Origin of the sequence: uncultured Sphingopyxis sp. (assembly GCF_900078365.1) — a bacterium.
Lineage (GTDB): Bacteria > Pseudomonadota > Alphaproteobacteria > Sphingomonadales > Sphingomonadaceae > Sphingopyxis.
In genome coordinates this window covers 2,217,061-2,240,695 of record NZ_LT598653.1, presented here as the reverse complement: position 1 = coordinate 2,240,695, position 23,635 = coordinate 2,217,061, and the positions used below count along the sequence as shown (strand labels likewise).

28 protein-coding genes and 1 tRNA gene are annotated in these 23,635 nt (G+C 65.4%); 21 read left to right on the top strand and 8 right to left on the bottom strand.

Annotation, left to right across the window (positions count from 1 at the left end; all coding sequences use genetic code 11):
* The first annotated feature begins 8 nt into the window (after positions 1-8).
* From QZL87_RS10315 to QZL87_RS10295, 5 genes are all read left to right on the top strand, one after another.
* Positions 9-254, top strand: a complete 246-nt coding sequence (locus QZL87_RS10315) for a ribbon-helix-helix domain-containing protein (RefSeq protein WP_295318958.1) — start codon at positions 9-11, stop codon at positions 252-254.
* A 3-nt stretch (positions 255-257) separates the two neighbouring features.
* Complete coding sequence (locus QZL87_RS10310; RefSeq protein WP_295318956.1) at positions 258-623, top strand: type II toxin-antitoxin system VapC family toxin; 366 nt, start codon at positions 258-260, stop codon at positions 621-623.
* Positions 624-641: 18 nt separating this feature from the next.
* Entirely contained in the window at positions 642-2,465 is a 1,824-nt protein-coding gene (gene glmS, locus QZL87_RS10305) for a glutamine--fructose-6-phosphate transaminase (isomerizing) (RefSeq protein ID WP_295318954.1), read from the top strand.
* Positions 2,466-2,562: 97 nt separating this feature from the next.
* Complete coding sequence (locus QZL87_RS10300; RefSeq protein WP_295318950.1) at positions 2,563-3,225, top strand: HAD family phosphatase; 663 nt, start codon at positions 2,563-2,565, stop codon at positions 3,223-3,225.
* Positions 3,226-3,456: 231 nt separating this feature from the next.
* The gene (locus QZL87_RS10295; RefSeq protein ID WP_295318948.1) at positions 3,457-4,326 is read left to right on the top strand and encodes a dienelactone hydrolase family protein; all 870 of its coding nucleotides are present in this window, start codon (positions 3,457-3,459) and stop codon (positions 4,324-4,326) included.
* Positions 4,327-4,444: 118 nt separating this feature from the next.
* On the opposite strand, the gene QZL87_RS10290 is transcribed toward QZL87_RS10295, so the two are convergent.
* On the bottom strand, positions 4,445-4,912 hold the full coding sequence (locus tag QZL87_RS10290) for a DUF411 domain-containing protein (protein ID WP_295318947.1): 468 nt from the start codon (positions 4,910-4,912) through the stop codon (positions 4,445-4,447).
* A 47-nt stretch (positions 4,913-4,959) separates the two neighbouring features.
* Here QZL87_RS10290 and QZL87_RS10285 point away from each other — a divergent pair, with 47 nt between their 5' ends.
* Positions 4,960-5,526, top strand: coding sequence for a hypothetical protein (locus QZL87_RS10285; protein ID WP_295318944.1), 567 nt, complete (start codon positions 4,960-4,962; stop codon positions 5,524-5,526).
* A gap of 95 nt (positions 5,527-5,621) precedes the next feature.
* Here the strand turns inward: QZL87_RS10285 and QZL87_RS10280 are convergent, their stop codons facing one another.
* The gene (locus QZL87_RS10280; protein ID WP_295318942.1) at positions 5,622-6,638 is read right to left on the bottom strand and encodes an aldo/keto reductase; all 1,017 of its coding nucleotides are present in this window, start codon (positions 6,636-6,638) and stop codon (positions 5,622-5,624) included.
* A 63-nt stretch (positions 6,639-6,701) separates the two neighbouring features.
* The gene (locus QZL87_RS10275) at positions 6,702-7,292 is read right to left on the bottom strand and encodes a LysE family translocator (protein WP_295318939.1); all 591 of its coding nucleotides are present in this window, start codon (positions 7,290-7,292) and stop codon (positions 6,702-6,704) included.
* 64 nt (positions 7,293-7,356) lie between these two features.
* On the opposite strand from QZL87_RS10275, the gene QZL87_RS10270 reads away from it, so the two are divergent.
* From QZL87_RS10270 to queE, 8 genes are all read left to right on the top strand, one after another.
* Positions 7,357-7,818 (top strand): Lrp/AsnC family transcriptional regulator, encoded by a 462-nt coding sequence (locus QZL87_RS10270; RefSeq protein ID WP_295318937.1) that lies wholly within the window; start codon positions 7,357-7,359, stop codon positions 7,816-7,818.
* A gap of 142 nt (positions 7,819-7,960) precedes the next feature.
* Positions 7,961-8,947: an LLM class flavin-dependent oxidoreductase gene (locus tag QZL87_RS10265; protein WP_295318934.1), complete on the top strand. Its 987-nt coding sequence runs from the start codon at positions 7,961-7,963 to the stop codon at positions 8,945-8,947.
* 103 nt (positions 8,948-9,050) lie between these two features.
* Positions 9,051-10,238 (top strand): aspartate aminotransferase family protein, encoded by a 1,188-nt coding sequence (locus QZL87_RS10260; RefSeq protein WP_295318932.1) that lies wholly within the window; start codon positions 9,051-9,053, stop codon positions 10,236-10,238.
* Positions 10,239-10,266: 28 nt separating this feature from the next.
* On the top strand, positions 10,267-11,193 hold the full coding sequence (argF, locus tag QZL87_RS10255) for an ornithine carbamoyltransferase (RefSeq protein ID WP_295318931.1): 927 nt from the start codon (positions 10,267-10,269) through the stop codon (positions 11,191-11,193).
* A 10-nt stretch (positions 11,194-11,203) separates the two neighbouring features.
* Positions 11,204-12,127 carry an Hsp33 family molecular chaperone HslO gene (locus QZL87_RS10250; protein ID WP_295318927.1) on the top strand — a complete coding sequence of 308 codons (924 nt, stop codon included), beginning with the start codon at positions 11,204-11,206 and terminating at the stop codon, positions 12,125-12,127.
* Between the two features lie 159 nt (positions 12,128-12,286).
* Positions 12,287-12,673 (top strand): hypothetical protein, encoded by a 387-nt coding sequence (locus QZL87_RS10245; RefSeq protein WP_362987087.1) that lies wholly within the window; start codon positions 12,287-12,289, stop codon positions 12,671-12,673.
* 403 nt (positions 12,674-13,076) lie between these two features.
* Positions 13,077-13,775 (top strand): 7-cyano-7-deazaguanine synthase QueC, encoded by a 699-nt coding sequence (queC, locus tag QZL87_RS10240; RefSeq protein WP_295318922.1) that lies wholly within the window; start codon positions 13,077-13,079, stop codon positions 13,773-13,775.
* Positions 13,776-13,779: 4 nt separating this feature from the next.
* A complete protein-coding gene (gene queE / locus QZL87_RS10235; protein WP_295318920.1) occupies positions 13,780-14,412 on the top strand; it encodes a 7-carboxy-7-deazaguanine synthase in 633 nt (210 codons plus the stop codon).
* Positions 14,413-14,562: 150 nt separating this feature from the next.
* Here queE and QZL87_RS10230 read toward each other — a convergent pair whose 3' ends face one another.
* Positions 14,563-14,901, bottom strand: coding sequence for a hypothetical protein (locus QZL87_RS10230; protein WP_295318918.1), 339 nt, complete (start codon positions 14,899-14,901; stop codon positions 14,563-14,565).
* Between the two features lie 9 nt (positions 14,902-14,910).
* Positions 14,911-15,564: a lipoyl(octanoyl) transferase LipB gene (gene lipB / locus QZL87_RS10225; RefSeq protein ID WP_295318916.1), complete on the bottom strand. Its 654-nt coding sequence runs from the start codon at positions 15,562-15,564 to the stop codon at positions 14,911-14,913.
* On the opposite strand from lipB, the gene QZL87_RS10220 reads away from it, so the two are divergent.
* Both QZL87_RS10220 and QZL87_RS10215 read left to right on the top strand, forming a co-directional pair.
* Positions 15,563-16,438 carry a hypothetical protein gene (locus tag QZL87_RS10220; protein ID WP_295318912.1) on the top strand — a complete coding sequence of 292 codons (876 nt, stop codon included), beginning with the start codon at positions 15,563-15,565 and terminating at the stop codon, positions 16,436-16,438. The genes lipB and QZL87_RS10220 overlap by 2 nt on opposite strands.
* Positions 16,439-16,498: 60 nt before the next feature.
* Positions 16,499-17,380 (top strand): hypothetical protein, encoded by an 882-nt coding sequence (locus tag QZL87_RS10215; protein WP_295318910.1) that lies wholly within the window; start codon positions 16,499-16,501, stop codon positions 17,378-17,380.
* A 55-nt stretch (positions 17,381-17,435) separates the two neighbouring features.
* Here QZL87_RS10215 and hemF read toward each other — a convergent pair whose 3' ends face one another.
* On the bottom strand, positions 17,436-18,296 hold the full coding sequence (gene hemF / locus QZL87_RS10210) for an oxygen-dependent coproporphyrinogen oxidase (protein ID WP_295318908.1): 861 nt from the start codon (positions 18,294-18,296) through the stop codon (positions 17,436-17,438).
* Positions 18,293-18,751 (bottom strand): tRNA (cytidine(34)-2'-O)-methyltransferase, encoded by a 459-nt coding sequence (locus QZL87_RS10205; RefSeq protein ID WP_295318906.1) that lies wholly within the window; start codon positions 18,749-18,751, stop codon positions 18,293-18,295. Before QZL87_RS10205 ends, hemF begins: the two co-directional genes overlap by 4 nt.
* Before the next feature lie 222 nt (positions 18,752-18,973).
* On the opposite strand from QZL87_RS10205, the gene petA reads away from it, so the two are divergent.
* The 4 genes from petA to QZL87_RS10185 are packed head-to-tail and all read left to right on the top strand — an operon-like array spanning position 18,974 to position 22,243.
* Positions 18,974-19,531, top strand: coding sequence for a ubiquinol-cytochrome c reductase iron-sulfur subunit (petA, locus tag QZL87_RS10200; RefSeq protein WP_295318904.1), 558 nt, complete (start codon positions 18,974-18,976; stop codon positions 19,529-19,531).
* A gap of 13 nt (positions 19,532-19,544) precedes the next feature.
* Entirely contained in the window at positions 19,545-20,825 is a 1,281-nt protein-coding gene (locus tag QZL87_RS10195) for a cytochrome b/b6 (protein WP_295318901.1), read from the top strand.
* A 31-nt stretch (positions 20,826-20,856) separates the two neighbouring features.
* Positions 20,857-21,666 carry a cytochrome c1 gene (locus tag QZL87_RS10190; RefSeq protein ID WP_295318899.1) on the top strand — a complete coding sequence of 270 codons (810 nt, stop codon included), beginning with the start codon at positions 20,857-20,859 and terminating at the stop codon, positions 21,664-21,666.
* 22 nt (positions 21,667-21,688) lie between these two features.
* Entirely contained in the window at positions 21,689-22,243 is a 555-nt protein-coding gene (locus QZL87_RS10185; protein WP_295318897.1) for an adenine phosphoribosyltransferase, read from the top strand.
* 241 nt (positions 22,244-22,484) lie between these two features.
* Here the strand turns inward: QZL87_RS10185 and QZL87_RS10180 are convergent, their stop codons facing one another.
* The gene (locus QZL87_RS10180) at positions 22,485-23,267 is read right to left on the bottom strand and encodes a DUF1134 domain-containing protein (RefSeq protein ID WP_295318894.1); all 783 of its coding nucleotides are present in this window, start codon (positions 23,265-23,267) and stop codon (positions 22,485-22,487) included.
* A gap of 243 nt (positions 23,268-23,510) precedes the next feature.
* On the opposite strand from QZL87_RS10180, the gene QZL87_RS10175 reads away from it, so the two are divergent.
* A tRNA-Ser gene (locus QZL87_RS10175) sits at positions 23,511-23,603 on the top strand.
* Positions 23,604-23,635 lie beyond the last annotated feature (32 nt).

The window sequence follows — 23,635 nt, the reverse complement described above, 5'->3', positions numbered from 1 at the left end:
GTATATCAATGCGAATCCTGACGGACATTCCCGACGAGGACATCGAAAAGCTCGACGCGCTGGCGGCGAAGTCGAAGCGTTCGCGCGCGGCGGCGATCCGCGAGGCGGTGAAACTGTATCTGACGCAGAACGACAACAGCAAGGACTGGATCGAGCGTTGGGCCGGATTGTGGGCCGATCGGGACGACATCCCGGACGGCGTCGAATATCAACGGGCGATACGCGAAGATCGCAGACCCTACGAAGATATCTGATCCGTGTCCGCTCCCTTCTTCGACACGAATATCGTGATCGACTGGTTGAAGCGCCGTCCTCAGGCGGCCGCGGAACTGGCTCGATATAGCGGCCATCGCATCAGCCGCATCGTCTGGACCGAGGTGCTGGCGGGCGAGGCGCTCGATGCGCGGGACGATGTCCGGCAGGCGCTTGCCAATTTCGACGTCGTCGAGCTTGACGCGCGTATCGCCACGGCCGCCGCCGATATCCGTTTCCGGTCGCGAATGAAGCTGATGGACGCCTATATTCTCGCCACCGCACAGGTGAACGGGGGGATTCTCATTACCCGCAATATCAAGGATTTCCCGGCCAATGTGCCGGGAATCCGTGTTCCCTATATTTTATAAGAAGAAGGCGCCCCAACTATGTGCGGAATCATCGGAATCATCGGCAAGGCGCAGGTTGCGGACCGCCTCGTCGACGGGCTGCGGCGCATGGAATATCGCGGCTATGATTCGGCGGGCGTATGTACCGTCGAGGGCGGCCAGCTGATCCGCCGCCGTGCCGAGGGCAAGCTCGGCAATCTGGTCAAGGAACTCGCGGGCAATCCGGCGCCCGGCACCGTCGGCATCGCGCACACGCGCTGGGCGACGCACGGCGCGCCAACGACGAGCAACGCGCACCCGCACGCGACGGGCGAGGTCGCGCTCGTCCACAACGGCATCATCGAGAATTTCAAGCCGCTGCGCGAGGCGCTCACCGCGCGCGGGCGCACGTTCGAAAGCGAGACCGACACCGAGGTCGTCGCGCATCTCGTTTCGGAACAGATCGAGGCGGGCCTGTCGCCGCAGGATGCGGTGAAGGCGGTGCTGCCGCAGCTGCGCGGTGCCTTCGCGCTCGCCATCGCCTTTCGCCAGCATCCCGGCCTGCTCATCGGCGCGCGGCTCGGCTCGCCGCTCGTCGTCGGCTATGGGGACGGGGAGACCTATCTGGGCTCCGACGCGCTCGCGCTCGCGCCGCTGACGCAGAAGATCGCCTATCTCGACGAGGGCGACTGGGTCGTGATCACGCAGGATGGCGCGCAAATCCACGACGCCGGCAATAATCCGGTCGAGCGCGAGATCACCACCTCGGGCGTCACCGCCGCTGCGGTCGAAAAGGGCAATTACCGCCACTTCATGCAGAAGGAGATTTTCGAGCAGCCGACAGTGGTCGCGCAGACGCTCTCCTCCTATATCCGCCCGCTCGAACAGACGGTCGCGCTGCCGCAGATGGATTTCGACCTGAGCTCGATCGACCGCATCACCATCGTCGCGTGCGGGACCAGCTTCTATGCCGGCATGGTCGCCAAATATTGGTTCGAAACCTTTGCTCGCGTGCCCGTCGACATCGATGTCGCGTCGGAGTTCCGCTACCGCGATCCGGTGCTGCAAAAAGGGGGACTGTCCCTGTTTATCTCGCAGTCGGGCGAGACCGCCGACACGCTCGCGGCGCTCCGCCACTGCAAGGCGAACGGCCAGACGATCGCGGTCGTGGTCAATGTGCCGACGAGCAGCATGGCGCGCGAGGCCGACCTGCTGCTCCCGACGCACGCGGGGCCGGAGATCGGGGTCGCGTCGACCAAGGCCTTCACCTGCCAGCTCGCGGTGCTCGCCGCGCTCGCCGCACATCTCGCGCGCAAGAAGGGCAAACTCAGCGAGGCCGACGAGCGCGAGATCGTCAAACATCTGATCGAGGCGCCCGCCGCGCTCAACGCCGCGCTCGCGCATGATGAGGACATATCGAAGATGGCGCATCTCGTCGCTCCCGCGCGCGACGTGCTCTATCTCGGCCGCGGCCCCGACTACCCGCTCGCGCTCGAAGGCGCGCTGAAACTGAAGGAAATCAGCTACATCCACGCCGAAGGCTATGCGTCGGGCGAAATGAAGCACGGGCCCATCGCGCTGATCGACGAAGCGGTGCCGGTGATCGTGCTCGCGCCGTCGGGGCCGCTGTTCGAAAAGACCGTCAGCAATATGCAGGAGGTGATGGCGCGCGGCGGCAAGGTCGTGCTGATCAGTGATGCCGAGGGGCTCGCCGAAGCCGGCGAAGGCTGCATGGCGACGATCGAGATGCCCAAGGTTCACCCGCTGATCGCGCCGCTCGTCTATGCGGTGCCGGTGCAACTGCTCGCCTATCATGTCGCGGTCGCCAAGGGGACCGACGTCGATCAGCCACGGAACCTGGCGAAATCGGTGACGGTGGAATAATTAACCCCTTCGTCATTCCCGCGAAAGCGGGAACCCAGCAGCAACGCTGGCTCGCTGGGTTCCCGCTTTCGCGGGAATGACGAGATTGGATCTGCAAATGATGTTCAGCGCAATCATCTTCGACTTCGACGGCGTCGTCGCCGACAGCGAGGTGCGCGCGAACCTGTCGCTCGCCGAGAGCCTGACCGCGGCGGGGATGCCCGCGACCTATGACGAGTGCCTCGCCGACTATTACGGGCATAATTGGCAGGAGACGCAGCGGCGGATCGAGGCGCGATACGGCCGCCCGCTGCCCGCCGATTTTCGCGAGACTCACCGCGAGCGGGCGCGGGCGCGCTATATGGAGGGCTTCGATGCCGTTCCGGGCGTTGCCGATTTCCTCGGCGGGCTCGGCGCCACGCCGCGCGCGATCGCTTCGTCGAGCCGCGCCGAATATATCGGCTGGGCGCTCGGCCTGTTCGGGCTCGCGCATCATTTCGGCGAGCATGTCTACAGCGCCGACGGCTGGGACCGCGGCAAGCCGCATCCCGACATCTATCTCGCCGCCGCCAAGGGGCTAGGCGTCGATCCGGCGGATTGCCTGGCGATCGAGGATTCGCCGACCGGCGCGCGGGCCGCGATCGCGGCGGGGATGACCGTCGTCGGCTTCTGCGGCGCGGGGCATATTGCCGACCGGGCGGCGCATGGCGAGATGCTGCGCGAGGTCGGGGTGCATCATGTGGTGCTGAGCTTTGATGAGCTAGCCACTCTGACCCTCTAACTCGTCATTCCCGACGAAAGCGGGAACCCAGCGGACCTTGCAACTGGGTTCCCGCTTTCGCGGGAATGACGAAGGAAGGGAACGGCGACATGGTGAAAACACTGTCCTACAATGCGATGCTGGACTAGCCTTACCTCCTGATCGATCCCGATAACGGGACGAAATATGCAATCGCGAGTGAAGTCGCCCAGTTTTCCGCGACTTTTCTCAACGCCCCAAGGAGAGAGCCCCATGTGTACCGAGAAGATGGAAGCCGATCGCGACCGTGCCGGAATGCCCGTCGCGCGCCGCAGCTTCGCCGCGCTCGCGAGCGCTGGCGCGTTGATTGCGGCACTGCCGGCGCGCGCGATGGCGGGCAAGCCGGTGAAGGGGCGCGACGTCACGATCACGACCGACGACGGTATTTGCGACACCTATTTCGTCGCGCCGGCGGAGGGCAAGCACCCCGGTGTGCTGGTGTGGCCCGACATTCGCGGGCTGCGCCCCGCCTTTCGCCAGATGGCCGACCGGCTGGCGGGCGAGGGCTATGCGGTGCTGACGGTGAATCCCTTCTATCGCTGGCAGAAGTCGCCGGTGGTCGATGCGGCGAACGATTGGGGCAATCCGGCGGTGCGCGAGAAACTGTTCGGCTATCTCAAGCAACTCACCAGGCCGATCGTCGAGACCGACGCCAAGGCGCATCTCGCCTTTCTCGACGCGCAGGCTGAAGTCGATACAGCGCGGGGGCTCGGCACCACGGGGTATTGCATGGGCGGGCCGATGGTCATCTATACCGCGGCGCTCAAGCCCGACCGTGTCGGCGCGGCGGCGAGTTTTCACGGCGGCGGCGTGGGGACCGGCAAGCCCGACAGCCCGCACCTGCTGATCCCGGGCACCAAAGCCGGCTATCTCTTCGCGATCGCCGAAGATGACGACAAGGAAACGCCGAACGAGAAAGTCCTGCTGAAATCGGTGCTCGAACCGCGTTCGCAGTGGCACGAGGTCGAGGTCTATCCGGCCCAGCACGGCTGGTGCCCGCCCGACGGCCGCGTCTATAATGAAGCGGCGGCGGAGAAGGCGTGGGCGCGGATGCTCGAACTGTTCAAGGCCGAGCTGGCCTGATCAGGTCTGTTGCATCGGCCATACACTTCCGTCATCCCGGCGAAGGCCGGGATCTCTACGTCGGTGTCCTGATCCACGGGTGAGATCCCGGCCTTCGCCGGGATGACGGAGAGTGGGGTCAATGCGCGTGCGCGCCGCCGCTCGCGATGTAGCTCGCATAGACGCGCTGGCCGCCGGGGCCGAAGGTCATGACCTTATAGGCTTCGCGGTGGTCGCCATGCTCCATGCCCGGCGATCCGACTGGCATGCCGGCGACGGCGAGGCCCTTCACGCCCCTCGGCTTTTCGCGGAGCAGGCGCGCGATCTCCTTCGCGGGCACATGGCCCTCGATCACATAGCCGCCGACGAGCACGGTGTGGCAGCTTCTGAGCGCCTGCGGCACGCCCTGCTTGTCCTTGACCGCCGCCATGTTAGGCGAATTGACGATCACCGCCTTCGCCCCGAATGAGGCCTTCACCTGCTCGAGCCATTTAAGGCAGCAGCCGCAGCCCGCGTCGCGGAACATCGTCGGGCTAGCGGCGTGCGCGGTGCCGATGATGGCGGAGAAGGCGGCGAGGGTGAAAAGCGCGCGGCGGGCAGAGGTCATCGCAAATCCTTTTGGTCGAAACGCGAGCGAACCTATAAGCAGCCCCCATGAAAGTCCATTTCATCCGCTCGGGCGAGCGCCGTTACGGCATGCGGATCGAGCGCGAAGGCGCGCCGGTGCTGGTGATGGATCCGGCGCCGGGCTTCGACCCCGACCTGCCGCACGACATGGTGCATTTCGTCGTCGAGGCGGTGCTGGGGTTGAAGGCTGGTGTGTTCGGCCAGATCGCGGCGGGGGGCGATGCGGGGTCGTTCCATGTCGAGGCGGGCGGTGCGCTGTCGGCGAAGGAGCGTCAGCGCGCAGCGCGCAAGCAGGTCGCGAAGGGCGCGAAGCTGATCAAAAGCCAAGGCCGCGAGGGCGAGCTGTCCGAACTCGCCGCCTTCCTTTTCGATGTCGGCTGGCGGAGCAGCACGCGCCCCGACAGCGCGGCGCAGCGCGTGGCGCTCGGTGAGGCGGAACGGACGCGCGCCGCCCTCAGCCCCGACGAGCGCGCGCGGATCGATTCCGCGCAGTCGCGCGTGTTTGGGGATTTCGAGCGACTTTCGGCGACATGGCGCGCGCTGCGGGTCGGCGAGGCGCTGGTGCTGGAATGGCCGTCCACTAAAGTTATTTGAATCGTCATCCCGGACTTGATCCGGGATCCATTATTCCACCGTCGCGTGAATGGATCCCGGATCAAGTCCGGGATGACGAAATGAAAGGACCGGCTTCACCCCATCGGGTAGAGGATGTCCTTGCTCACCTTGTGCAGAGCCTTCATCACCTCGTCCGAAAGCACCAGTTCCATCGCATCGAGGATCGGCTGGACCTGATTATAGGCGCTGACCCCGACAATCGTCGAAGCGACGAAGTCATGTTGCTTCGACCAGGCGGTCGCCATCGTCACCGGATGCAGCCCGGCCTCTTCGGCGATCTGGAGATAGCGTTCGGTCGCGGCGAGCGTCTTGTCGTTGACGAAGCGGCGCCCCATCGCGGCCTGCCGGCCTTCCATCTTCAGATAGCGCGAGAAGCGCGCACCCTCGGGCGTCGCGCCGCCCTGATATTTGCCTGACAGCACGCCGCCGGCGAGCGGCGAATAGGGAATCAGGCTGACGCCCTCCTGCCGGCAGACCTGCGCCAGTTCGTCCTCGAAACGGCGATTGTTGAGGCTGAAATTATTCTGGATCGTGTGGTAGCGCGCGCCGCCGAGCTTCTCCGACGCGGCGAGCGATTTCATCAGCCCCCAGCTCGTCTCGTTCGAGCAGCCGAGGATGCGGACCTTGCCGGTGCGGACGAGCTCGTCCAGCGCGTCCATCATCTCGTCATAGGGCGCGTCATGGTCGGGCCAGTGCGTCTGGTAGAGATCGATATAGTCGGTCTGGAGCCGCGTCAGGCTGTCGTCGATCGCCTGCACGATATTCTTGCGGTCGAGCGCGGTCATGCCGTTCCGGCATGGCGACTTGAACCAGACGTGGCTCGGGCCCGAGACTTTGGTCGCGAGGATGATCGCGTCGCGCGGTTTGGTCTTCATCCAGCGCCCGACGATTTCCTCGGTGCGGCCGACCCATTTGACGTCGGGCGGCACCGGATAGCCCTCGGCGGTGTCGTAGAAATTGATTCCCGCGTCGAAGCAGCGGTCGAGCACGCGGAACGCCGTCGCCTCGTCGGCCTGGCTGCCGAAGGTCATCGTCCCCATGCAGATGTCGGAGACGTGGATGGCGCTTTGTCCGAGGCGGCGGCTTTGCATGGCTCTGTTCTCCGGTCAGAAGAGGGGAGCGCCGTCTTTAGGTTGCGGGATGCAACCGTGCAATCAGATCAGCAGCGCGAGCGAGCCGACGAGCAACGCCGCCATCGTCCAGTTGAACACCTTGAGGCGCGCGGGACTCGACAGCCAGCCGCGCAGCGACACGCCCATCACCGCCCACAGGCTGGTCGAGGGGAGGTTGATGATGCCGAAGATCAGCGCGACGAATAGCACCGCGGCGAAATTGCGGTCGGGCGCGTAGAGCGCGATCGCGGTGAGCGCCATCGACCAGGCCTTGGGATTGACCCACTGGAACAGCACCGCCTGAAAGAAGCTCATCGGTCTGCCGCGCGCGCTGCCCGCCGTATCGGGCGCGGCAGCGTTGGCGATCTTCCACGCGAGCCAGAGCAGATAGGCGACGCTCACCACCTTGAGCACGGTGTTCAGCACCGGGAACAGGTCGAAAAGCCCCATCAGCCCGACACCGACGAGGACGATCATCAGCGTGAAGCCGATGCCGACGCCGAGCGCATGCGGCACCGTGCGGCGCAGGCCGAAATTGGCGCCCGAGGCCATCAGCATCATATTGTTCGGTCCCGGCGTGATCGACGAGACGAGCGCGAAGGCGGAGAGCGCGGCGAGGGTGGTTTGTTCCATGCGCGCAACATAATGCGTTTCGATGCGCGATGGATTGCAAAGATAGGCCGCGTTCGGCTATATTATGCAATATATGACCAAGATCGACGCCATCGGCCGCAAGATATTGCAAGAACTATCGCGCGACGGGCGAATCTCGAACATCGAGCTCGCCGAGCGCGTCGGGCTGTCGCCCTCGGCCTGTCTGCGCCGGGTGCAGGAATTCGAACGCTGCGGGGTGATCAAGGGGTATCGCGCGGTGATCGACCCCGCGAAGCTCGGGCTGACCTTCCTCGCCTATGTGACCGTCGGCCTGTCGTCGCACACCAAGGCATCGCAGATCGGTTTCGAGGCGGCGATGGCCGAGGCGCCCGAAGTGCGCGAATGCCACAATATCACCGGCACGATCGAATATCTGCTGCGCGTCGAAACCGCGGATCTCGCGTCCTACAAGCATTTCCATACCGAAGTGCTCGGCGTGCTGCCGCAGGTGCATTCGATCACCACCTATGTGCTGATGGATTCGCCCAAGGACGAGCGGGGGTAGGCGAGGGGGAGTAGGGAAAAAGCGTCGCCCCCGCGAAGGCGGGGGCCGCAATCGGCCTTGCGCAGGTTGCCGGCGGCCCCCGCCTGCGCGGGGGCGACGATGGGTGGTTGAACCTCTCGCTTCCCAATCGCATATCGGTTTCATGACGAAACTCTCTTTCCTCGACCTCGTGCCCGTCACCGATAGCGGCACGATCGCCGAGTCGCTCGCCAATGCCGCCGATCTCGCAAGACACGCCGAGGCGCTCGGTTACGAACGTTACTGGGTCGCCGAGCATCACGGCATGGCGGGGATCGCGAGCGCCGCGACCTCGGTCGTGCTCGCGCATATCGGGCATGCGACCTCGAAAATCCGCATCGGCGCGGGCGGGATCATGCTGCCGAACCACGCGCCGATGGTGATCGCCGAACAGTTTGGCACGTTGGAAGCCCTCTTCCCCGGCCGCGTCGATCTCGGCCTCGGCCGCGCGCCGGGCTCCGACGGCGTCGTCGCGCGCGCGCTCCGCCGCAATCTCGCGAGCGACGAGCGGCAATTTCCGCAGGATGTCGTCGAATTGCAGGCTTTTCTCGCCGGCGACGATCGGCTCGGCATCCGCGCGGTGCCGGGCGAGGGGACGAACGTCCCGCTGTGGATATTGGGATCGAGCCTGTTCGGCGCGCAACTCGCGGCGATGCTCGGGCTGCCCTACGCCTTCGCCAGCCATTTCGCGCCCGACGCGCTCGATGAGGCGCTCGACATCTACCGCCGCCAGTTCAAGCCGTCGGAGCAGCTTGCCGAGCCCTATGCCGCGGCGGCGTTCAACGCCTTCGCCGCCGACACGCGCGAGGAGGCCGAGCTGCTCGCCTCGTCGCAGCAGCAGGCCTTCGTCGCGCTCCGCACCGGCAATCCGGGCAAGATGAAGCCGCCGCTCGCGGGCTATAAGGACAGCCTGCCGCCCAATGCGCGCGCGATCCTCGACCATGTGTTGCAATGCTCGGCGGTCGGCACCGCCGACGACATCGCGGCGGGGCTGAAGGCGTTCGTGGCGCGCACCGGAGTGGACGAGGTCATCATCGCTTCGTCGATGTACGATCACGATGCGCGCAAACGCTCGCTCGCGCTGACGATGGCGGCAGGCAAGGCGCTCTAGCCCCGTGTTGACGCGGCTCCGGCCGCGGCAGTATAGGGACGACCCGACCGAGGGCGGCCCGCACATGGGTCGCCTTTTTACTTTTGACTGAAAGGTGCCTGCCATGACGATCACGCCGCTGATGCCCGTATACCCCCGGTGCGGTGTGCGTCCGGTGCGCGGCGAGGGCGCCTGGCTGATCGGCGAGCGCGGCGAACGTTATCTGGACTTCGCGAGCGGCATCGCGGTCAACCTGCTCGGTCACGGCCATCCGCACCTGACCAAGGCGATTCAGGATCAGGCAGCGACGCTGATGCACGTGTCGAACCTCTATGGCAGCCCGCAGGGCGAGGCCTATGCCGCCCGGCTGGTCGAAAACACTTTTGCCGACACGGTCTTCCTTACCAATTCGGGCGCCGAGGCGGTCGAATGCGCGATCAAGACCGCGCGCGCCTATCATTCGAGCGCGGGCAATCCCGAGAAGCATAATCTGATCACCTTCAACAACGCCTTTCACGGCCGCACGCTCGGCACCATCTCCGCGACCAATCAGGAAAAGCTGCGCAAGGGTTTCGACCCGCTGCTGCCCGGCTTCGCCTATGCGCCGTTCGACGACATCAACGCCGCGCTCGACCTCGTCGACGACAACACAGCGGGTTTCCTCGTCGAGCCGATTCAGGGCGAGGGCGGTATCCGCCCGGCGTCGCAGCCCTTCCTGCAGGCGCTGCGCGACATCTGCGACAAGCGAGACCTGATGCTCGTGTTCGACGAGGTCCAGTGCGGCGTCGCGCGCACCGGCCATCTTTATGCCTATGAACATTATGGCGTGACCCCCGACATCATGGCGAGCGCCAAGGGTATCGGCGGCGGCTTCCCGATGGGCGCCTGCCTTGCGACCGAAAAGGCGGCGCGCGGCATGGTCATCGGTACCCATGGTTCGACCTATGGCGGCAACCCGCTCGCCTGCGCGGCGGGGCAGGCGGTGCTCGACGTGGTCCTCGAAGACGGCTTTCTCGACCAGGTCAAGGCGACCGGCGAGCGGCTGCGCGGCGCGCTCGAACAGCTCATCCCGAACCACGACCATCTGTTCGACAGCGTGCGCGGCGTCGGCCTGATGCTGGGGCTCAAGCTCCATTCGGACAGCCGTGCGTTCGTCGCGCACCTGCGCGACAACCATGGGCTGCTGACCGTCGCGGCGGGCGAGAATGTCGTTCGCGTGCTGCCGCCGCTCAACATCGACGACAGCCATATCGCCGAATTCATCGAGAAACTGTCGGCAGGCGCGGCGAGCTATACGCCGCCCGAGTCCTGATGTTTTCCGTTCCTGCAGAACGGAGGGCATGATGCGGCGCTTTCTGAACCTGTCCGACGCCGGCGGCGACGCGGTCGCGGCGATGCTCTCCGACGCGATCGACCGCAAGGCGGCGCGCGCGGGCTGGCCGAAGGCAAAGCCCGACGCCGATGCGCCGCTCGCCGACCATGTGCTGGCGATGGTGTTCGAGAAGAATTCGACGCGCACCCGCGCCTCGTTCGACATCGCGATCCGCCAGCTCGGCGGGGTGCCGATGATCATGGACGCGGGCACGACGCAGCTCGGGCGCGGCGAGACGATCGCCGATACGGCGCGCGTGCTGTCGCGCTATGCCGACGCGATCATGATCCGTACCGACGATCATGCGAAGGTCGAGGAGCTCGCCGAATATGCGAGCGTCCCGGTGATCAACGGTCTCACCGACCTGTCGCATCCGTGCCAGATCGTCGCCGACCTCTTGACGGTGGTCGAGAGCGGCAAGGCGCTGCCCGGGCTCGAACTCGCCTGGCTCGGCGACGGCAACAATGTCCTCGCCTCGCTGATCGAGGCCGCGGGGCTGTTCGGCTTCCACGTCCGCGCGGGCGTGCCGCAGGGCTATGAGCCCGACGCAAGCTTCGTCGAGGCGGCGCGCGCAAAGGGATCGCGCGTCGACATCGTGCGCGATGCGCACGAAGCCGTCGCGGGCGCCGACCTTGTCGTCACCGATACCTGGGTGTCGATGGGGCAGGATCATGCGCATAACAAGATCGCGGCGATGGCGCCCTACCGGGTCGACGAGCGGCTGATGGCGGGGGCCAAGGGCGACGCGATCTTCCTTCATTGCCTGCCCGCGCACCGCGGCGACGAGGTGGTCGATGCGGTGATCGACGGCGCGCAGTCGCGCGTGTGGGACGAGGCCGAAAACCGCGTCCATGCGCAGAAGTCGATCCTGCTCTGGGCGCTCGGGAAATTATGAGTTCAAGGACGTGAGCGAGACCATCGAAACCTGGTTCGACCAGCCGTTGCTGTTCACCATCGCCGAGCGCCATGTGCGCGGGCGGCTGGTGCGGCTCGGGCCCGCGCTCCAGACGATCATCGGCGCGCACAATTATCCGCCGGTCGCCGAAAAGCTGCTCGCCGAGGCGCTGGTGCTCACCGTACTGCTCGGCTCGACACTCAAGGATGAGAATGGTCAGCTGACGCTGCAGGCGCAGACCGGCGGCGGGCCGGTCGAACTGCTCGTCTGCGATTATCGCGGCGGCGAGCTGCGCGGCTATCTCAAGTTCGACGCTGAGCGGCTGGCCGAGGCCGGGTCCGACCCGACGCTGTTCGCGCTGTTCGGCGAGGGCTTTCTTGCGATCACCTTCGACCAGGCGACCACCGGCGAACGCTATCAGGGGATCGTCCCGCTCGAAGGCACGTCGATCGGCGAAGCGGCCGAGCATTATTTCGAGCAGTCGGAGCAGATTCCGAGCCTGATCAAGCTCGCCGCGCGCCACGATCCCGAGGCGGGCTGTCTTGCCGGCGGGCTGCTGCTCCAGCATCTGCCCGAGGGCGAGGTCGGGCGCGACCGGCTCCATGTTCGCCACGACAACCCCGAATGGGAACATGCCAAGACGATCGCGGCGACGCTCAAGGACGAGGAACTCACCGATCCCGCGACCTCGCTCGAGACGCTCGCGTGGCGGCTGTTTCACGAAGACGAAGTGCGCGTCGAGCCGGGTGTCACCGTGTCGCGCGGGTGCCGGTGCAGCACCGGCTATTTCGCCGGCGTGCTTGCGCAATTTCCCGAGGCCGAGCGCGCCGAGATGGCCGACGACAACGGCCGGATCGTCGTCGACTGTGCCTTCTGCTCGCGTTTCTTCCCGATTCCGCTCGACGAGATCGCGACGCACGATCGCGCCGAATAGCCGAAGAGAACCGGCCAAGCCCGACGACGAAACGGGCGAATCGAGCGCCAAGCGGTTGAAAAGGGGGCGCCGCATTGTTAGCTATGGGCAACGGGGTCGCATCCAGCCCGCGTGCGGGTGGTCAATGGACAGGTGAAAATGGCGATCTTCTCTCCCTTCGTGCGATATTCTTTGGTGGTGCTCGGTCTTGCGGGCGCGGCAACGGCGGTGCCGGCGCAGGCGCCTTCGCTGGCGATGCTCGACCGGCTCGAAAAGGGCAGCTGGCAACTGCGCGAACGCGGCAAGGACGCGGTCGTCCAGACGATGTGCCTTGGCGACGCGCGGCGGATGATCCAGGTCTATCACCCGGGCGCGACCTGTTCGCGCTATGTGATCGAGGATACGCCGAGTTCGGTGACCGTCCACTATACCTGCCCGGGCGCGGGGCACGGCCGCACGACGATCCGCAGCGAAACGAACCGGCTCGTCCAGATCGACACGCAGGGCATTGCCGAGGGCAGGCCCTTCTCGCAGGCGATCGAGGCGCGGCGCACGGGCGGCTGCTGAGCACAGGGCGAGCCCGGCCTTATTCCATCGTCACCCCGGCGAAGGCCGGGATCTCACCCTCGCATTCCGACGCACCGGCGAGATCCCGGCCTTCGCCGGGATGACGACCCAGGTGGTTTCCAATGATATATTAACCATTCCACTTTAGGACGGTGGGCATGGCATATGTGTGCCATTCTCCCTAACGGCTGTCATGCCGAACTGGGCCGTGCGGCGACCGCCTCGCGGCCCGTTTCTTTTTAAGTTCCCCTCCCGCTTGCGGGAGGGGTTAGGGGTGGGCCTGCGGCCCACCCGGCTGCGACTAGGGTCTGAGACCCTAGCGAGCAAGCTCGCAAGTCTCGCTGCCCCTCCCGCAAGCGGTAGGGGAGTTGCGCGATGATTGTCGGAGGCCTATCTGGCGCCGATGCAGCAAGTTTCCGGAAAAAGCGTGATCGTCCTCCTGTCGGGCGGGCTCGACTCGATGGTCTGCGCGGGGCTCGCGCGCGAGGCGGGCGCGCGGATTGTCGCGCTGACGATCGACTATAACCAGCGCCACCGCGTCGAACTCGAATCCGCGGCGCGCATCGCCGGCCATGTCGGCGCCGCCGAACATATCGTGCTGCCGCTCGACCTCCGCCGCTTCGGCGGCTCGGCGCTGACCGCCGACATCGACGTGCCCAAGGACGGCGTTCCCGCAGTGGAGGGGGGCGACGATGTGCCGATCACCTATGTCCCCGCGCGCAACCTCATCTTCCTGTCGCTGACGCTCGGGCTCGCCGAGGCACGGCAAGCGCAGGACATTGTCATCGGGGTCAATGCGCTCGACTATTCGGGCTATCCCGACTGCCGCCCCGAATTCATCCAGGGCTTCGAAAAGCTCGCGGCGCTGGCGACGCGCGACGGCGACAAGGGCGTCGAATTTCGCATCCACGCGCCGCTCCAGCATATGACCAAGGCGGACATTGCCGCTGAAGCGGCGCGGCTCGGCATGGACGCGGGAATGAGCTGGTCGTGCTACGATCCGACGCCCGAAGGGCTGCACTGCGGCTTGTGCGACAGCTGCCGCCTGCGATCGAAGGGCTTCGCCGACGCGGGTCTCGCCGACCCGACGCGCTACGCCTGAACCGATGGTCTACGCCGTCAAAGAGATTTTCCTCACCCTGCAAGGGGAGGGCGCGCAGGCGGGCCGCCGCGCGGTCTTCTGCCGCTTTGCCGGGTGCAATCTCTGGACCGGCCGCGAGAAGGACCGCGCCAAGGCCGTCTGCCAATTCTGCGATACCGATTTCGTCGGCACCGACGGCACGCTGGGCGGCAAGTATAGGTCCGCCGCGGCGCTCGCCGACGTCATCGCCGAAAGCTGGGGCGAGGGCGGCGAAGACCGCTATGTCGTGCTCACCGGCGGCGAGCCGATGCTGCAGGTCGACGACGCGCTGGTGGGCGCGCTGCACGATCGCGGTTTCACCGTCGCGATCGAAAGCAATGGCACGCTGCCGATCCCGCGCAGCATCGACTGGATCTGCGTCAGCCCGAAGGCGGGGAGCGAGCTGGTGCAGACGAGCGGTGACGAGTTGAAGCTCGTCTGGCCGCAGCCGGGCAGCGACGTCGCGCGGCTCGCAGCGCTCGACTTCAAACATCTGCTCGTCCAGCCGCTCGACGATCCGCACGCCGCCGCAAATGTGCAGGCTTGCATCGATCTGGTGATGGCCGATCCGCGCTGGCGCCTGTCGCTCCAGACGCACAAGCATCTGGGGCTGCGTTAGGGGCTCGATCATCTTTGATTGAATTCCCCGTGTCCCCGCGAAGGCGGGGACCCATCTCCTGCCGGTTCTGAATGGCACCAACCGGAGATGGGCTCCCGCCTGCGCGGGAGCACACGGCTTTATCAATAAAGGTCGATCACGCTTCCGGCGTTACTCGCCCTTCTTGGCGGCGCTGTCGCCTGTGATCGCCTTTTTCGCGACCGGCATGTCGACCGCGTCGGGATCGTCGCCGTCATCGCTCGCGGCTTCGTCGCTTTCGCTCGCCTCTTCGGCCTTGGGCGCGTCCTTCTTCGTTTCGTCCTCGGGAATGCTGTTGTCGACCGCGGTGCCGTCGCTCGCCACATTGTCGAGGATGATCATCGCATCGCTCACCGATCCCGGCTGGACCTCGACCGCGTCGAGCGTCGTCGTCGATTTGGCCGTGCTGTCGCCGCCGCCGCAGGCGGCGAGGACGAGCAGGGGGAGCGAGGCGAGAAGGTTGCGGGTCATGGCAGGCTCCTAGTCTTTCGGCCCGAGCTTGTCGAGAAAGGCGGGCAAGGTCCGGGCCAGCGCCGCGTCGACGTCGGCGAAGGTCGCAGCCTTGCCGAGCGCGGCGAGGCTGGTCACCGGAAATTCAGCGATGCCGCACGGCACGATCCCGCCGAAATGCGACAGGTCGGGCGCGACGTTCAGCGAAAAGCCGTGCATCGTCACCCAGCGTTTCACGCGCACGCCGATCGCGCCGATCTTCGCCTCGCGGCCCTCCGCGTCGTCGGTCCAGATGCCGATCCGTCCCTCGGCGCGCCGCGCCTCGACGCCGAGCAGCGCGAGCGCGTCGATCACCCAGCCTTCGAGCGCCGAAACATAGGCGCGCACGTCGCGCCCGCGCCGCGTCAGGTCGAGCTGGACATAGCCGACGCGCTGCCCGGGCCCGTGATAGGTGTAGCGTCCGCCGCGTCCCGCATCGTAAACCGGGAATTGCGGGTCGAGCAGCTCGGCGGGGTCGGCGCTCGTCCCCGCGGTATAGAGCGGCGGATGTTCGAGCAGCCAGATGCGTTCGCCGGCGCCTCCGGTGTGGATCGCCGCGGCGCGCGTCTCCATGTCGGCGAGCGCCGCGTCATAGGCGGTGAGGCCGGGGCTGATCGTCCATTCGGGCGGGGAAAGGGGAGGCATGATGCCGGCTATCTGGCCCGCCGCGGCCCCGGGCGCAAGGCCCCCCGGCGCGCCGGAGCGACAGGGCTGGACAGATGCGCCGAAGATCGTCACCTTCGCCCGCAACGGGGAACCAGAAAATGACGGGGTATCAATGGTAAAATTCGATATGGGCGCGGCGTGGGACGATGCGATGACGCTGGTGCGTGCGCATCTGCCTCTGACCAGCGTTCTCGCGGGTCTCTTCTTTTTCTTGCCCGGAATAGCCGCCGCGCTTTTGGGGCCAGCACCGCTGGCGCCGCCCGGCAACGCCACCCCCGAGCAAATTAGCGCATTGTTCTGGGAACAGTTGCGCCAGCAATTGCCTTGGCTCGCGATGGTCATGGTCGCCTCGACGCTCGGATCGATCGCGATCCTGCGTTTGTGGCTCGCCCGGGCGGGAACGAGCGTCGGCGAAGCCCTCGGCTTCACATTCGCCATGATCCCCACCATGATTCTGTTGTTCCTTGTGCAAAGCGTTCTGTTCGGGATCGCCGCGCTGTTGATCATCCCGGCGATTTACCTGATCGGGCGCTTTGCCGCGGTCTATCCCCTGCTGACCGATCGCAATCTGAAGAATCCGTTCGCTGCCCTGGCGGGCAGTTGGCAACTCACGCGGGGGAATGGGTGGCGCATAGCCTTGTTCGTGGTGCTGTTTGTTATCGCGATGCTTGTCATTACGATAATCATCGGCGCGGTGACCGGCATTCTCGGTCCGCATGGCTCATTCGGCTATGTCATTGGAAGCGCGATCAACTCGGCGGTCTCCGCGGCATTCGGATTGCTCAACACCGCGGTCATCGCTTCGATTTATCGCCAACTCGCCGTGCGCACCGCGGGCGAAGTGTTCCAGTAAAATAAAACCAGCATTGGGGTCGACTGCAATGAAGTGAGAGTTGGAAGCAGGGGAAGTGACATGACGAAAATGAGTATCGGAGCGGCTTTTTCCGAAACCTTCGCGTTTCTTAAGGCCAATTGGATGCAGATGCTGATGTGGGTCGGCGGGGCGCTGATCCTCGTCGGATTGCTCGGCTATCTGGTCCTCGGATCGACCTTTTCGGCGATGGCGATGGCGCCGAACGACCCGTCGCTGATCATGGGCGCTTTCGGCAAGATCATGCTGTTCGCGCTGGTCGCCGCGGTGATCTTCTATGGCATATCGATGCTGATCTGGCGGGGCGGCATGCACCCCGGCGAGGCGCCCAATTTCGCCTGGGCGTTCCAGGCCGGCCCGGCGCTCGCCTTTGGCATGATGGTGATCATCATCGCCGCCTATATCGTCGTTTTCATCGTGATGTTCATCCTGACGCTGATCTTCGGAGCGGCGCTCGGCGGCATGGGGGGCTTGTCCCCCGCGGCGCTCGAATCGGGCGGTGCCGGAGCGATCGGCGGCGGGGCGATCCTTCTGATGATCATCCTCTATGTGGCGGTGATCGTCTTCATGCTGTGGGTGCAGGGGCGCTTCATGGTCGCCGGTCCGGTGATGGCCGAGCGGCTGACGCGCAATCCGGTCACGGGGTTGGGCGAATCGTGGCGGCTGACCGGTCCGTCGCAATGGGTGATCGTCGGCTTCTATCTGCTCTTCACGATCGGCCTGCTGGTCTATGTGATCGTCGCCGGGATGATCGTCGGCGGCATTCTCGGCGCGGTCGCGGGCGGATCGGCCGTCGGGGCGATGCTGTCGATGATCGTGATGGCGGCGCTCGTCTATCTGCCGATCATCATGATCTCCTTCTCGATGCCGGTCGGCATCTATCGCGCCATCGCGCCGCGCGCGTCGGGCGACGTCTTCGCCTGATCGTCCATAAGGACTCAGCGAAAGGGCGCTCCGGAAACGGGGCGCCCTTTTCGCGTCAGGCCCATTTCGCGAGCGGGGGCAGGCTCATCAGGATCGCGTCGATATTGCCGCCGGTTTTGAGCCCGAACAGGGTGCCGCGATCATAGACGAGGTTGAATTCGGCGTAGCGGCCGCGCCAAATGAGCTGCGCGTCGCGCTCCGCCTCGGTGAAGGGCAGGCCCATGCGGCGGCGCACGATCTGCGGAAAGATGTCGAGGAAGGCCTCGCCGACCGCCTGCGTCAGCTGGAAATTGCGGTCATATTCGGCGTCGTCGCCGCATTCGAGATGGTCGTAGAAGATGCCGCCGACGCCGCGGTGGACGCCGCGGTGGGGGATATAGAAATAATCCTCGGCCCATTTGGCATAGCGTTCGTAGACGTCGGGGCCGAAGGGCGCGCAGGCGGCGCGCAGCCGCGCGTGAAAGGCGTCGGTGTCCTCCTGGTACGGAATCGGCGGGTTGAGGTCTGCGCCGCCGCCGAACCAGCGCTTGGTCGTCGCGAGGAAGCGCGTGTTCATATGCACCGCGGGGACATGCGGGTTCGCCATATGGGCGACGAGGCTGATCCCGGTGGCGAAGAAGCTCGGGTCCTCGGCCGCGCCGTGGATCGAGGCGGCGAAATCGGGCGCGAACTGCCCGCCGACGGTCGAGACGTTGACGCCGACCTTTTCGAAGACCTGGCCCGTCATCACCCCGCGCACGCCGCCGCCGCCTTGGCCGGGGGCCAGCCCCTCGGCCTCGCGATCCCACGGCGTATAGGAAAAGCGCGCGTCGCTTCCCGCCTCGGCCTCGATCGCCTCGAATTCGGCGCAGATCCGGTCGCGGAGCGATTCGAACCAGTCGCGCGCATTCTGTTGCTGCGGGTCGAGCGTGATCATGCGGGAAAGCCTTTCGTCTGCCGGAGCGCCTCGGCGAGCGCGATGCCAGCCGCGACCGCGACATTCAAGGACCGAAAGCCGGGCTGCATCGGAATCGCGACCCGCGCGGCGGCCGCGTCGTGGACATGGCGCGGAACGCCCGCGCTCTCCGAGCCGAACAGCAGGACGTCGCCCGCGCCGAACGCGAAATCGGGCAGCGGCGTCGCGCCCGCGGTGGTCAGCAGCACGATGCGCTGTCCGCCGATTTGCGCCCATTGGCGAAAGGCGTCCCAGCCCGGATGCCGCCGGACATTGGCGCGCACGGCATAATCCATTCCCGCGCGCTTGAGCGCAGCGTCGCCGAACGGAAAACCGCAGGGCTCGATGATGTGCGCCGGCGCGCCGAAACAGGCGGCGGTGCGCAGGATCGTGCCGACATTCCCGGCGATGTCGGGTTGAAACAGGGCGATTTCCATCGCGCCGCCATAATGCCGAAGGTGCCGCGAATCGAGAGGCTTGGCCGCGACGGGGCGGCCGGGTGACGCAAGCGGAAATTGCCTGTTGGCAAGCCCGGACTGTGCGGCTATCAGGCCCGCAATTCCCGGAGGGGCCGCCGGGTTGTGCGCTTTCGTGCGCGTGCAACAGGGGCGGCCATAACTTCGAGAACTATTGTAGTTCACCCATGCAAGGGCAGTCGAATGGCCAGTGAAACTGAACTCAACGCCGGTATCGAAGATGGCGTACGCCGCCGGGATTTCATCAATATTGCGGCGGTGAGTTTCGCTGGTGTCGGTGCGGTCGCGGTGGTGCTGCCGCTCGTGAACCAGATGAATCCGTCGGGGGACGTGCTCGCGCTGTCGTCGACCGAAATCGACATTTCGGCGATCCAAGCCGGGCAGGCGATCAAGACGAGCTGGCGCAAGCAGCCGGTGTTCGTCCGCAACCTGACCCCCGCCGAAATCGCCGAGGCGAAGAAGGTGCCGCTTTCGGACCTGCGCGATCCGCAGACGATCGACGAGCGCACCAAGCCCGGCAAGGAAAACTGGCTGATCACGCTCGGCGTCTGCACCCACCTCGGCTGCGTGCCGCTCGGCGCCGCGGAGGGCGAGAATCGCGGCGACTTCGGCGGTTATTTCTGCCCGTGCCACGGGTCGCATTACGACACCGCAGCGCGCATCCGTAAAGGTCCGGCGCCGACCAATCTGGTCGTGCCGCCCTATGAATTCACCAGCGACACCGTCGTGACGATCGGCTGAGGAGCGAGATAAGATGAGCTTTCCCTGGGCCAAACCCTATGAGCCGCAGCATCCGCTGATGAAGTGGATGGACGAGAAGCTGCCGATCCCGCGCCTCGTCTACAATGCGACCGGACCCGGCTATCCGGTCCCGCGCAACCTCAATTATTTCTGGAACTTCGGCGTCCTCGCGGGCGCTGCGCTGGTGATCCAGATCGTCACCGGCATCGTGCTCGCGATGCACTATGCCGCGAACGCCGGCGTCGCCTTCAACTCGGTCGAGCATATCATGCGCGACGTGAACGCCGGCTGGTTCATCCGCTACGCGCATATGAACGGCGCGAGCATGTTCTTCATCGTCGTCTATCTGCACATCTTCCGCGGCCTTTATTACGGCTCGTACAAGGCGCCGCGCGAAATGGTGTGGCTGCTCGGCGTCGTGATCTTCCTCCTGATGATGGCGACCGCCTTCATGGGCTATGTGCTGCCGTGGGGCCAGATGAGCTTCTGGGGCGCGCAGGTGATCACCGGCTTCTTCTCGGCGATCCCGGTCGTCGGCGAGCCGATCCGCGTGTGGCTGCTCGGCGGTTTCGCGCCCGACAACGCCGCGCTCAACCGCTTCTTCTCGCTGCACTATCTGCTGCCGTTCGTGATCGCGGGTGTCATCATCCTGCACATCTGGGCGCTGCACATTCCGGGTTCGTCGAACCCGACGGGCATCGAGGTGAAGGACGAACAGGATACCGTCCCGTTCCATCCCTATTACACCGCGAAGGACGGTTTCGGCGTCGGCGTCTTCCTGCTCGTGTTCGCCGCGTTGACCTTCTTCACGCCGAACCTGCTCGGCCACGCCGACAATTATATCGCGGCGAACCCGCTCTCGACGCCTGCGCATATCGTGCCCGAATGGTATTTCTGGCCCTTCTACGCGATCCTGCGCGCCTTCACCTTCAACTTCCTGTGGATCGACGCGAAGCTGTGGGGCGTCATCGCGATGTTCGCTTCGATCGCGCTGCTGTTCTTCCTGCCCTGGCTCGACAGCTCGCCGGTGAAGTCGTCGAACTATCGTCCGCTCTATCGCATCTTCTTCTGGGTGCTCGTGGCCGACGTGCTGCTGCTCGGCGTCTGCGGCAAGATGCCCGCCGAACAGCCGTGGGTTATCCTCAGCCAGATCGGTGCGGCTTATTATTTCGCGCACTTCCTGATCATTCTGCCGATCGTCTCGCGGATCGAGCGTCCGCTGCCGATGCCGAATTCGATCACCGAGGCGGTTCTCGCCAAGCACGCCGACAAATCGTCGGAAGCCACGGCCTGAGCGCCGGACTTTAATAGGAGCTGATACAGCCATGGTTCGTCCGCTCGGTTTTCTCGTCGGTCTCGGTTTCATTGCCGCGCTGGTGTTCGCGATCTTCACGACACCGCTCAACAATGAACCCAATGCCGCGCACGAGTTCCACAAGCATCCCAAGCATCTGAAGCTCGCGAGCGACGGGCTGATGCCGCATTGGGACATCGCGCAGCTGCAACGCGGCATGCAGGTGTATAAGGAGGTCTGTTCGGCCTGCCACAGCCTGAACCTCGTCGCTTTCCGCAACATTCAGGATCTCGGCTATACCGAAGGCCAGGTGAAGACCTTCGCCAAGGGCTTCCAGGTGCCGTCGATCAACCCCGACACCGGCGAGCCGGCGACGCGCGACGGCCTGCCGTCGGATCATTTCCCGGCGCCCTATGCGAATGAAGTCGCGGCGCGCGCGGCGAACAACAACGCGCTGCCGCCCGACCTGTCGCTGATCACCAAGGCGCGCGAAGGCGGGAAGGACTATGTCTATTCGCTGCTGACCGGCTACCAGAATCCGCCGGCGAACCTGCCGAAGGAACTCCAGCCGGGCACGGGGCTGCACTACAACCCCTATTTCGCGAACCTGAACCTCGCGATGGTGAAGCCGCTGTCGGACGGACAGGTGACCTATGCCGACGGCACCAAGGCCACCGTCGACCAGATGGCGAAGGACGTCAGCGCCTTCCTCGTCTGGACCGCCGAGCCCAAGCTGGTGAAGCGTGTGCAGGTCGGCTGGGCCGTGATCGGTTTCCTGCTGATCTTCACGGTGCTGACCTATCTGTCGTACCGGAACATCTGGGCCGACAAGAAGCATTGATGAGCGGGGGAGGGCGACCTTTATGATCGCCCTTCCGCCGCAACCCGACCTCGACCTCGCGTCGCTGGTCCGCACGATCCCGGACTTTCCGAAGCCGGGGATCCAGTTTCGCGATATTACGACGTTGATCGGCGACGCAGCCGGTTTCAGCGAGAGCGTGCGCCGGCTGAGCGCGCGCGCCGCAACATATCGTCCCGACCTGATCGTCGCGGTCGAGGCGCGCGGCTTTCTGTTCGGCGCCGCGATGGCGACGGCGATGGGGCTCGGCGTCGTTCCGGTGCGCAAGGCGGGCAAGCTGCCCGGCGTTACGATCGGCGTCGATTACGAACTCGAATATGGCGCCGACCGCCTCGAGCTTCACGAAGGCGCCGTGCTGCCGGGGCACCGCGTCATCCTGATCGACGATCTGCTCGCGACCGGCGGCACCATCCTCGCCACCGCGGCCCTGATGCGGAGCGCCGGCGCCGAAGTGGCGGCGGCGCTGTTCGTGATCGACCTGCCCGATCTCGGCGGATCGCGGCGGCTGGAGGATGCGGGCCTCGCCTGCGAAACGCTGATCGCCTTCGACGGCGATTAATCGCCTGTCATTGCCGCCAAGGCCCGCTTTGGGGTGGTGAGCGGACGTTGCCTATAACCGTCGCCCCCGCGAAGGCGGGGGCCGCCAGCGGCCTTAATCAGCGGTGCCCGCGTAAACCGACAGCGGCCCCCGCCTTCGCGGGGGCGACGGCTAGTTTCGGCCGCTTCCCGCCGTTCTCCCACGCAAAGAAAAAGCCCGCGCCGAAGCGCGGGCTATCGCCCCCGTGGCAAACGGGTTGTCGTCAGAAGGGCAGCCAATTCTGTTTCTTGCGGAACTTCATATAGCCGACGTTGGCGCCGAGCCGCGCGCCGACGCCGACGCGGATCGGAATCAGCACGACATCGCCGCGGCGCAGGTAGCTCGCGTTGAAGCCGCCGACCAGATAGGCGGCGCCTTCGCCCGCCGGATAGCGCTTGTAGAGATCCTCGCTGTCGAAGAGATTATAGACGAGGATGAAGGTGTTGCCCGCATTGGCGCCCGCGTCGAAACCGATCGACGGTCCCGTCCAGTAAGCGGGAAGTTCGCCCTCGACCTTGTGATGGAGCGTGCCCGATCCATAGCGCAGGCCGAACACCAGCGCCCCGCCGGCTTCGCGCCCGACGATATAGGCGTTGGGCTCGCCCTGTTCCTTGAGAATGTCCTCGATCAGTCCCGCCAGGCCCTGTGCGCCCTTGCCGAAGATGCCCTCGGCGGCGCCGATCAAATCGTCCTTCTTGTAGGTCGAGCTGTCGTCGGCGGCGACGTCGGTGGCGGTCATCTCGGCGGGCGCGCCGGGGGCCGCCGTGCTATTGTCGACCGGCACTTCGCTCGTCTGCTGATCGCCGGTCGCGAGGTCGCTGTCGTAGGATGATCCGTCGGTCGTGGTGGTCGTCACCGGCGGGGGTGCGGGATTGTCGAGATCGGAATCGATCTGGGTGTTGCTCGGGTCGATCTCGCGCATCTGCGCCGCCGCGGGCAGCGGCGTCAGCGCGAGGCCGAGCGATGCCAGGGCCGCAAAAGCCAGGCTGGTGAACGTCTTCCGCATATTGGACCCCCAAAAATCGAACCGCGCCGCTCGCGCGAAACCTGCGTTAATCATGACTCGCTTTGGCGCGCGGGCAATGAACGGGCGATGACCCGAGTCGAATTTGCGCCGGGTCGAATCATTCGCACGGTGAAATCGCCGCGGCGGCACGAAAAAAGCACAATCTTTGGCGTTGCGGGGCGCGAAGCGCATGGCTATAGCGACCCGCCTAGGCCAGACTGCCGTTAGCGCGGCAGACCATGCGGAGACGTGGGTGAGTGGCTGAAACCAACGGTTTGCTAAACCGTCGTACTGGTAAATCCGGTACCGAGGGTTCGAATCCCTCCGTCTCCGCCACCCTTTCTCTAGGGCATTGAAATCAAAAAATT

Excerpts from the sequence above, each read along its gene's own strand:
- QZL87_RS10315 (WP_295318958.1), top strand. The coding sequence starts at position 9 with ATGCGAATCCTGACGGACATTCCCGACGAGGACATCGAAAAGCTCGAC.
- glmS (WP_295318954.1), top strand. The coding sequence starts at position 642 with ATGTGCGGAATCATCGGAATCATCGGCAAGGCGCAGGTTGCGGACCGC.
- QZL87_RS10300 (WP_295318950.1), top strand. The coding sequence starts at position 2,563 with ATGATGTTCAGCGCAATCATCTTCGACTTCGACGGCGTCGTCGCCGAC.
- QZL87_RS10295 (WP_295318948.1), top strand. The coding sequence starts at position 3,457 with ATGTGTACCGAGAAGATGGAAGCCGATCGCGACCGTGCCGGAATGCCC.
- QZL87_RS10290 (WP_295318947.1), bottom strand. The coding sequence starts at position 4,912 with ATGACCTCTGCCCGCCGCGCGCTTTTCACCCTCGCCGCCTTCTCCGCC.
- QZL87_RS10285 (WP_295318944.1), top strand. The coding sequence starts at position 4,960 with ATGAAAGTCCATTTCATCCGCTCGGGCGAGCGCCGTTACGGCATGCGG.
- QZL87_RS10280 (WP_295318942.1), bottom strand. The coding sequence starts at position 6,638 with ATGCAAAGCCGCCGCCTCGGACAAAGCGCCATCCACGTCTCCGACATC.
- QZL87_RS10275 (WP_295318939.1), bottom strand. The coding sequence starts at position 7,292 with ATGGAACAAACCACCCTCGCCGCGCTCTCCGCCTTCGCGCTCGTCTCG.
- QZL87_RS10270 (WP_295318937.1), top strand. The coding sequence starts at position 7,357 with ATGCAATATATGACCAAGATCGACGCCATCGGCCGCAAGATATTGCAA.
- QZL87_RS10265 (WP_295318934.1), top strand. The coding sequence starts at position 7,961 with ATGACGAAACTCTCTTTCCTCGACCTCGTGCCCGTCACCGATAGCGGC.
- QZL87_RS10260 (WP_295318932.1), top strand. The coding sequence starts at position 9,051 with ATGACGATCACGCCGCTGATGCCCGTATACCCCCGGTGCGGTGTGCGT.
- argF (WP_295318931.1), top strand. The coding sequence starts at position 10,267 with ATGATGCGGCGCTTTCTGAACCTGTCCGACGCCGGCGGCGACGCGGTC.
- queC (WP_295318922.1), top strand. The coding sequence starts at position 13,077 with ATGCAGCAAGTTTCCGGAAAAAGCGTGATCGTCCTCCTGTCGGGCGGG.
- queE (WP_295318920.1), top strand. The coding sequence starts at position 13,780 with ATGGTCTACGCCGTCAAAGAGATTTTCCTCACCCTGCAAGGGGAGGGC.
- QZL87_RS10230 (WP_295318918.1), bottom strand. The coding sequence starts at position 14,901 with ATGACCCGCAACCTTCTCGCCTCGCTCCCCCTGCTCGTCCTCGCCGCC.
- QZL87_RS10220 (WP_295318912.1), top strand. The coding sequence starts at position 15,563 with ATGATGCCGGCTATCTGGCCCGCCGCGGCCCCGGGCGCAAGGCCCCCC.
- lipB (WP_295318916.1), bottom strand. The coding sequence starts at position 15,564 with ATGCCTCCCCTTTCCCCGCCCGAATGGACGATCAGCCCCGGCCTCACC.
- QZL87_RS10215 (WP_295318910.1), top strand. The coding sequence starts at position 16,499 with ATGACGAAAATGAGTATCGGAGCGGCTTTTTCCGAAACCTTCGCGTTT.
- hemF (WP_295318908.1), bottom strand. The coding sequence starts at position 18,296 with ATGATCACGCTCGACCCGCAGCAACAGAATGCGCGCGACTGGTTCGAA.
- QZL87_RS10205 (WP_295318906.1), bottom strand. The coding sequence starts at position 18,751 with ATGGAAATCGCCCTGTTTCAACCCGACATCGCCGGGAATGTCGGCACG.
- petA (WP_295318904.1), top strand. The coding sequence starts at position 18,974 with ATGGCCAGTGAAACTGAACTCAACGCCGGTATCGAAGATGGCGTACGC.
- QZL87_RS10195 (WP_295318901.1), top strand. The coding sequence starts at position 19,545 with ATGAGCTTTCCCTGGGCCAAACCCTATGAGCCGCAGCATCCGCTGATG.
- QZL87_RS10190 (WP_295318899.1), top strand. The coding sequence starts at position 20,857 with ATGGTTCGTCCGCTCGGTTTTCTCGTCGGTCTCGGTTTCATTGCCGCG.
- QZL87_RS10185 (WP_295318897.1), top strand. The coding sequence starts at position 21,689 with ATGATCGCCCTTCCGCCGCAACCCGACCTCGACCTCGCGTCGCTGGTC.
- QZL87_RS10180 (WP_295318894.1), bottom strand. The coding sequence starts at position 23,267 with ATGCGGAAGACGTTCACCAGCCTGGCTTTTGCGGCCCTGGCATCGCTC.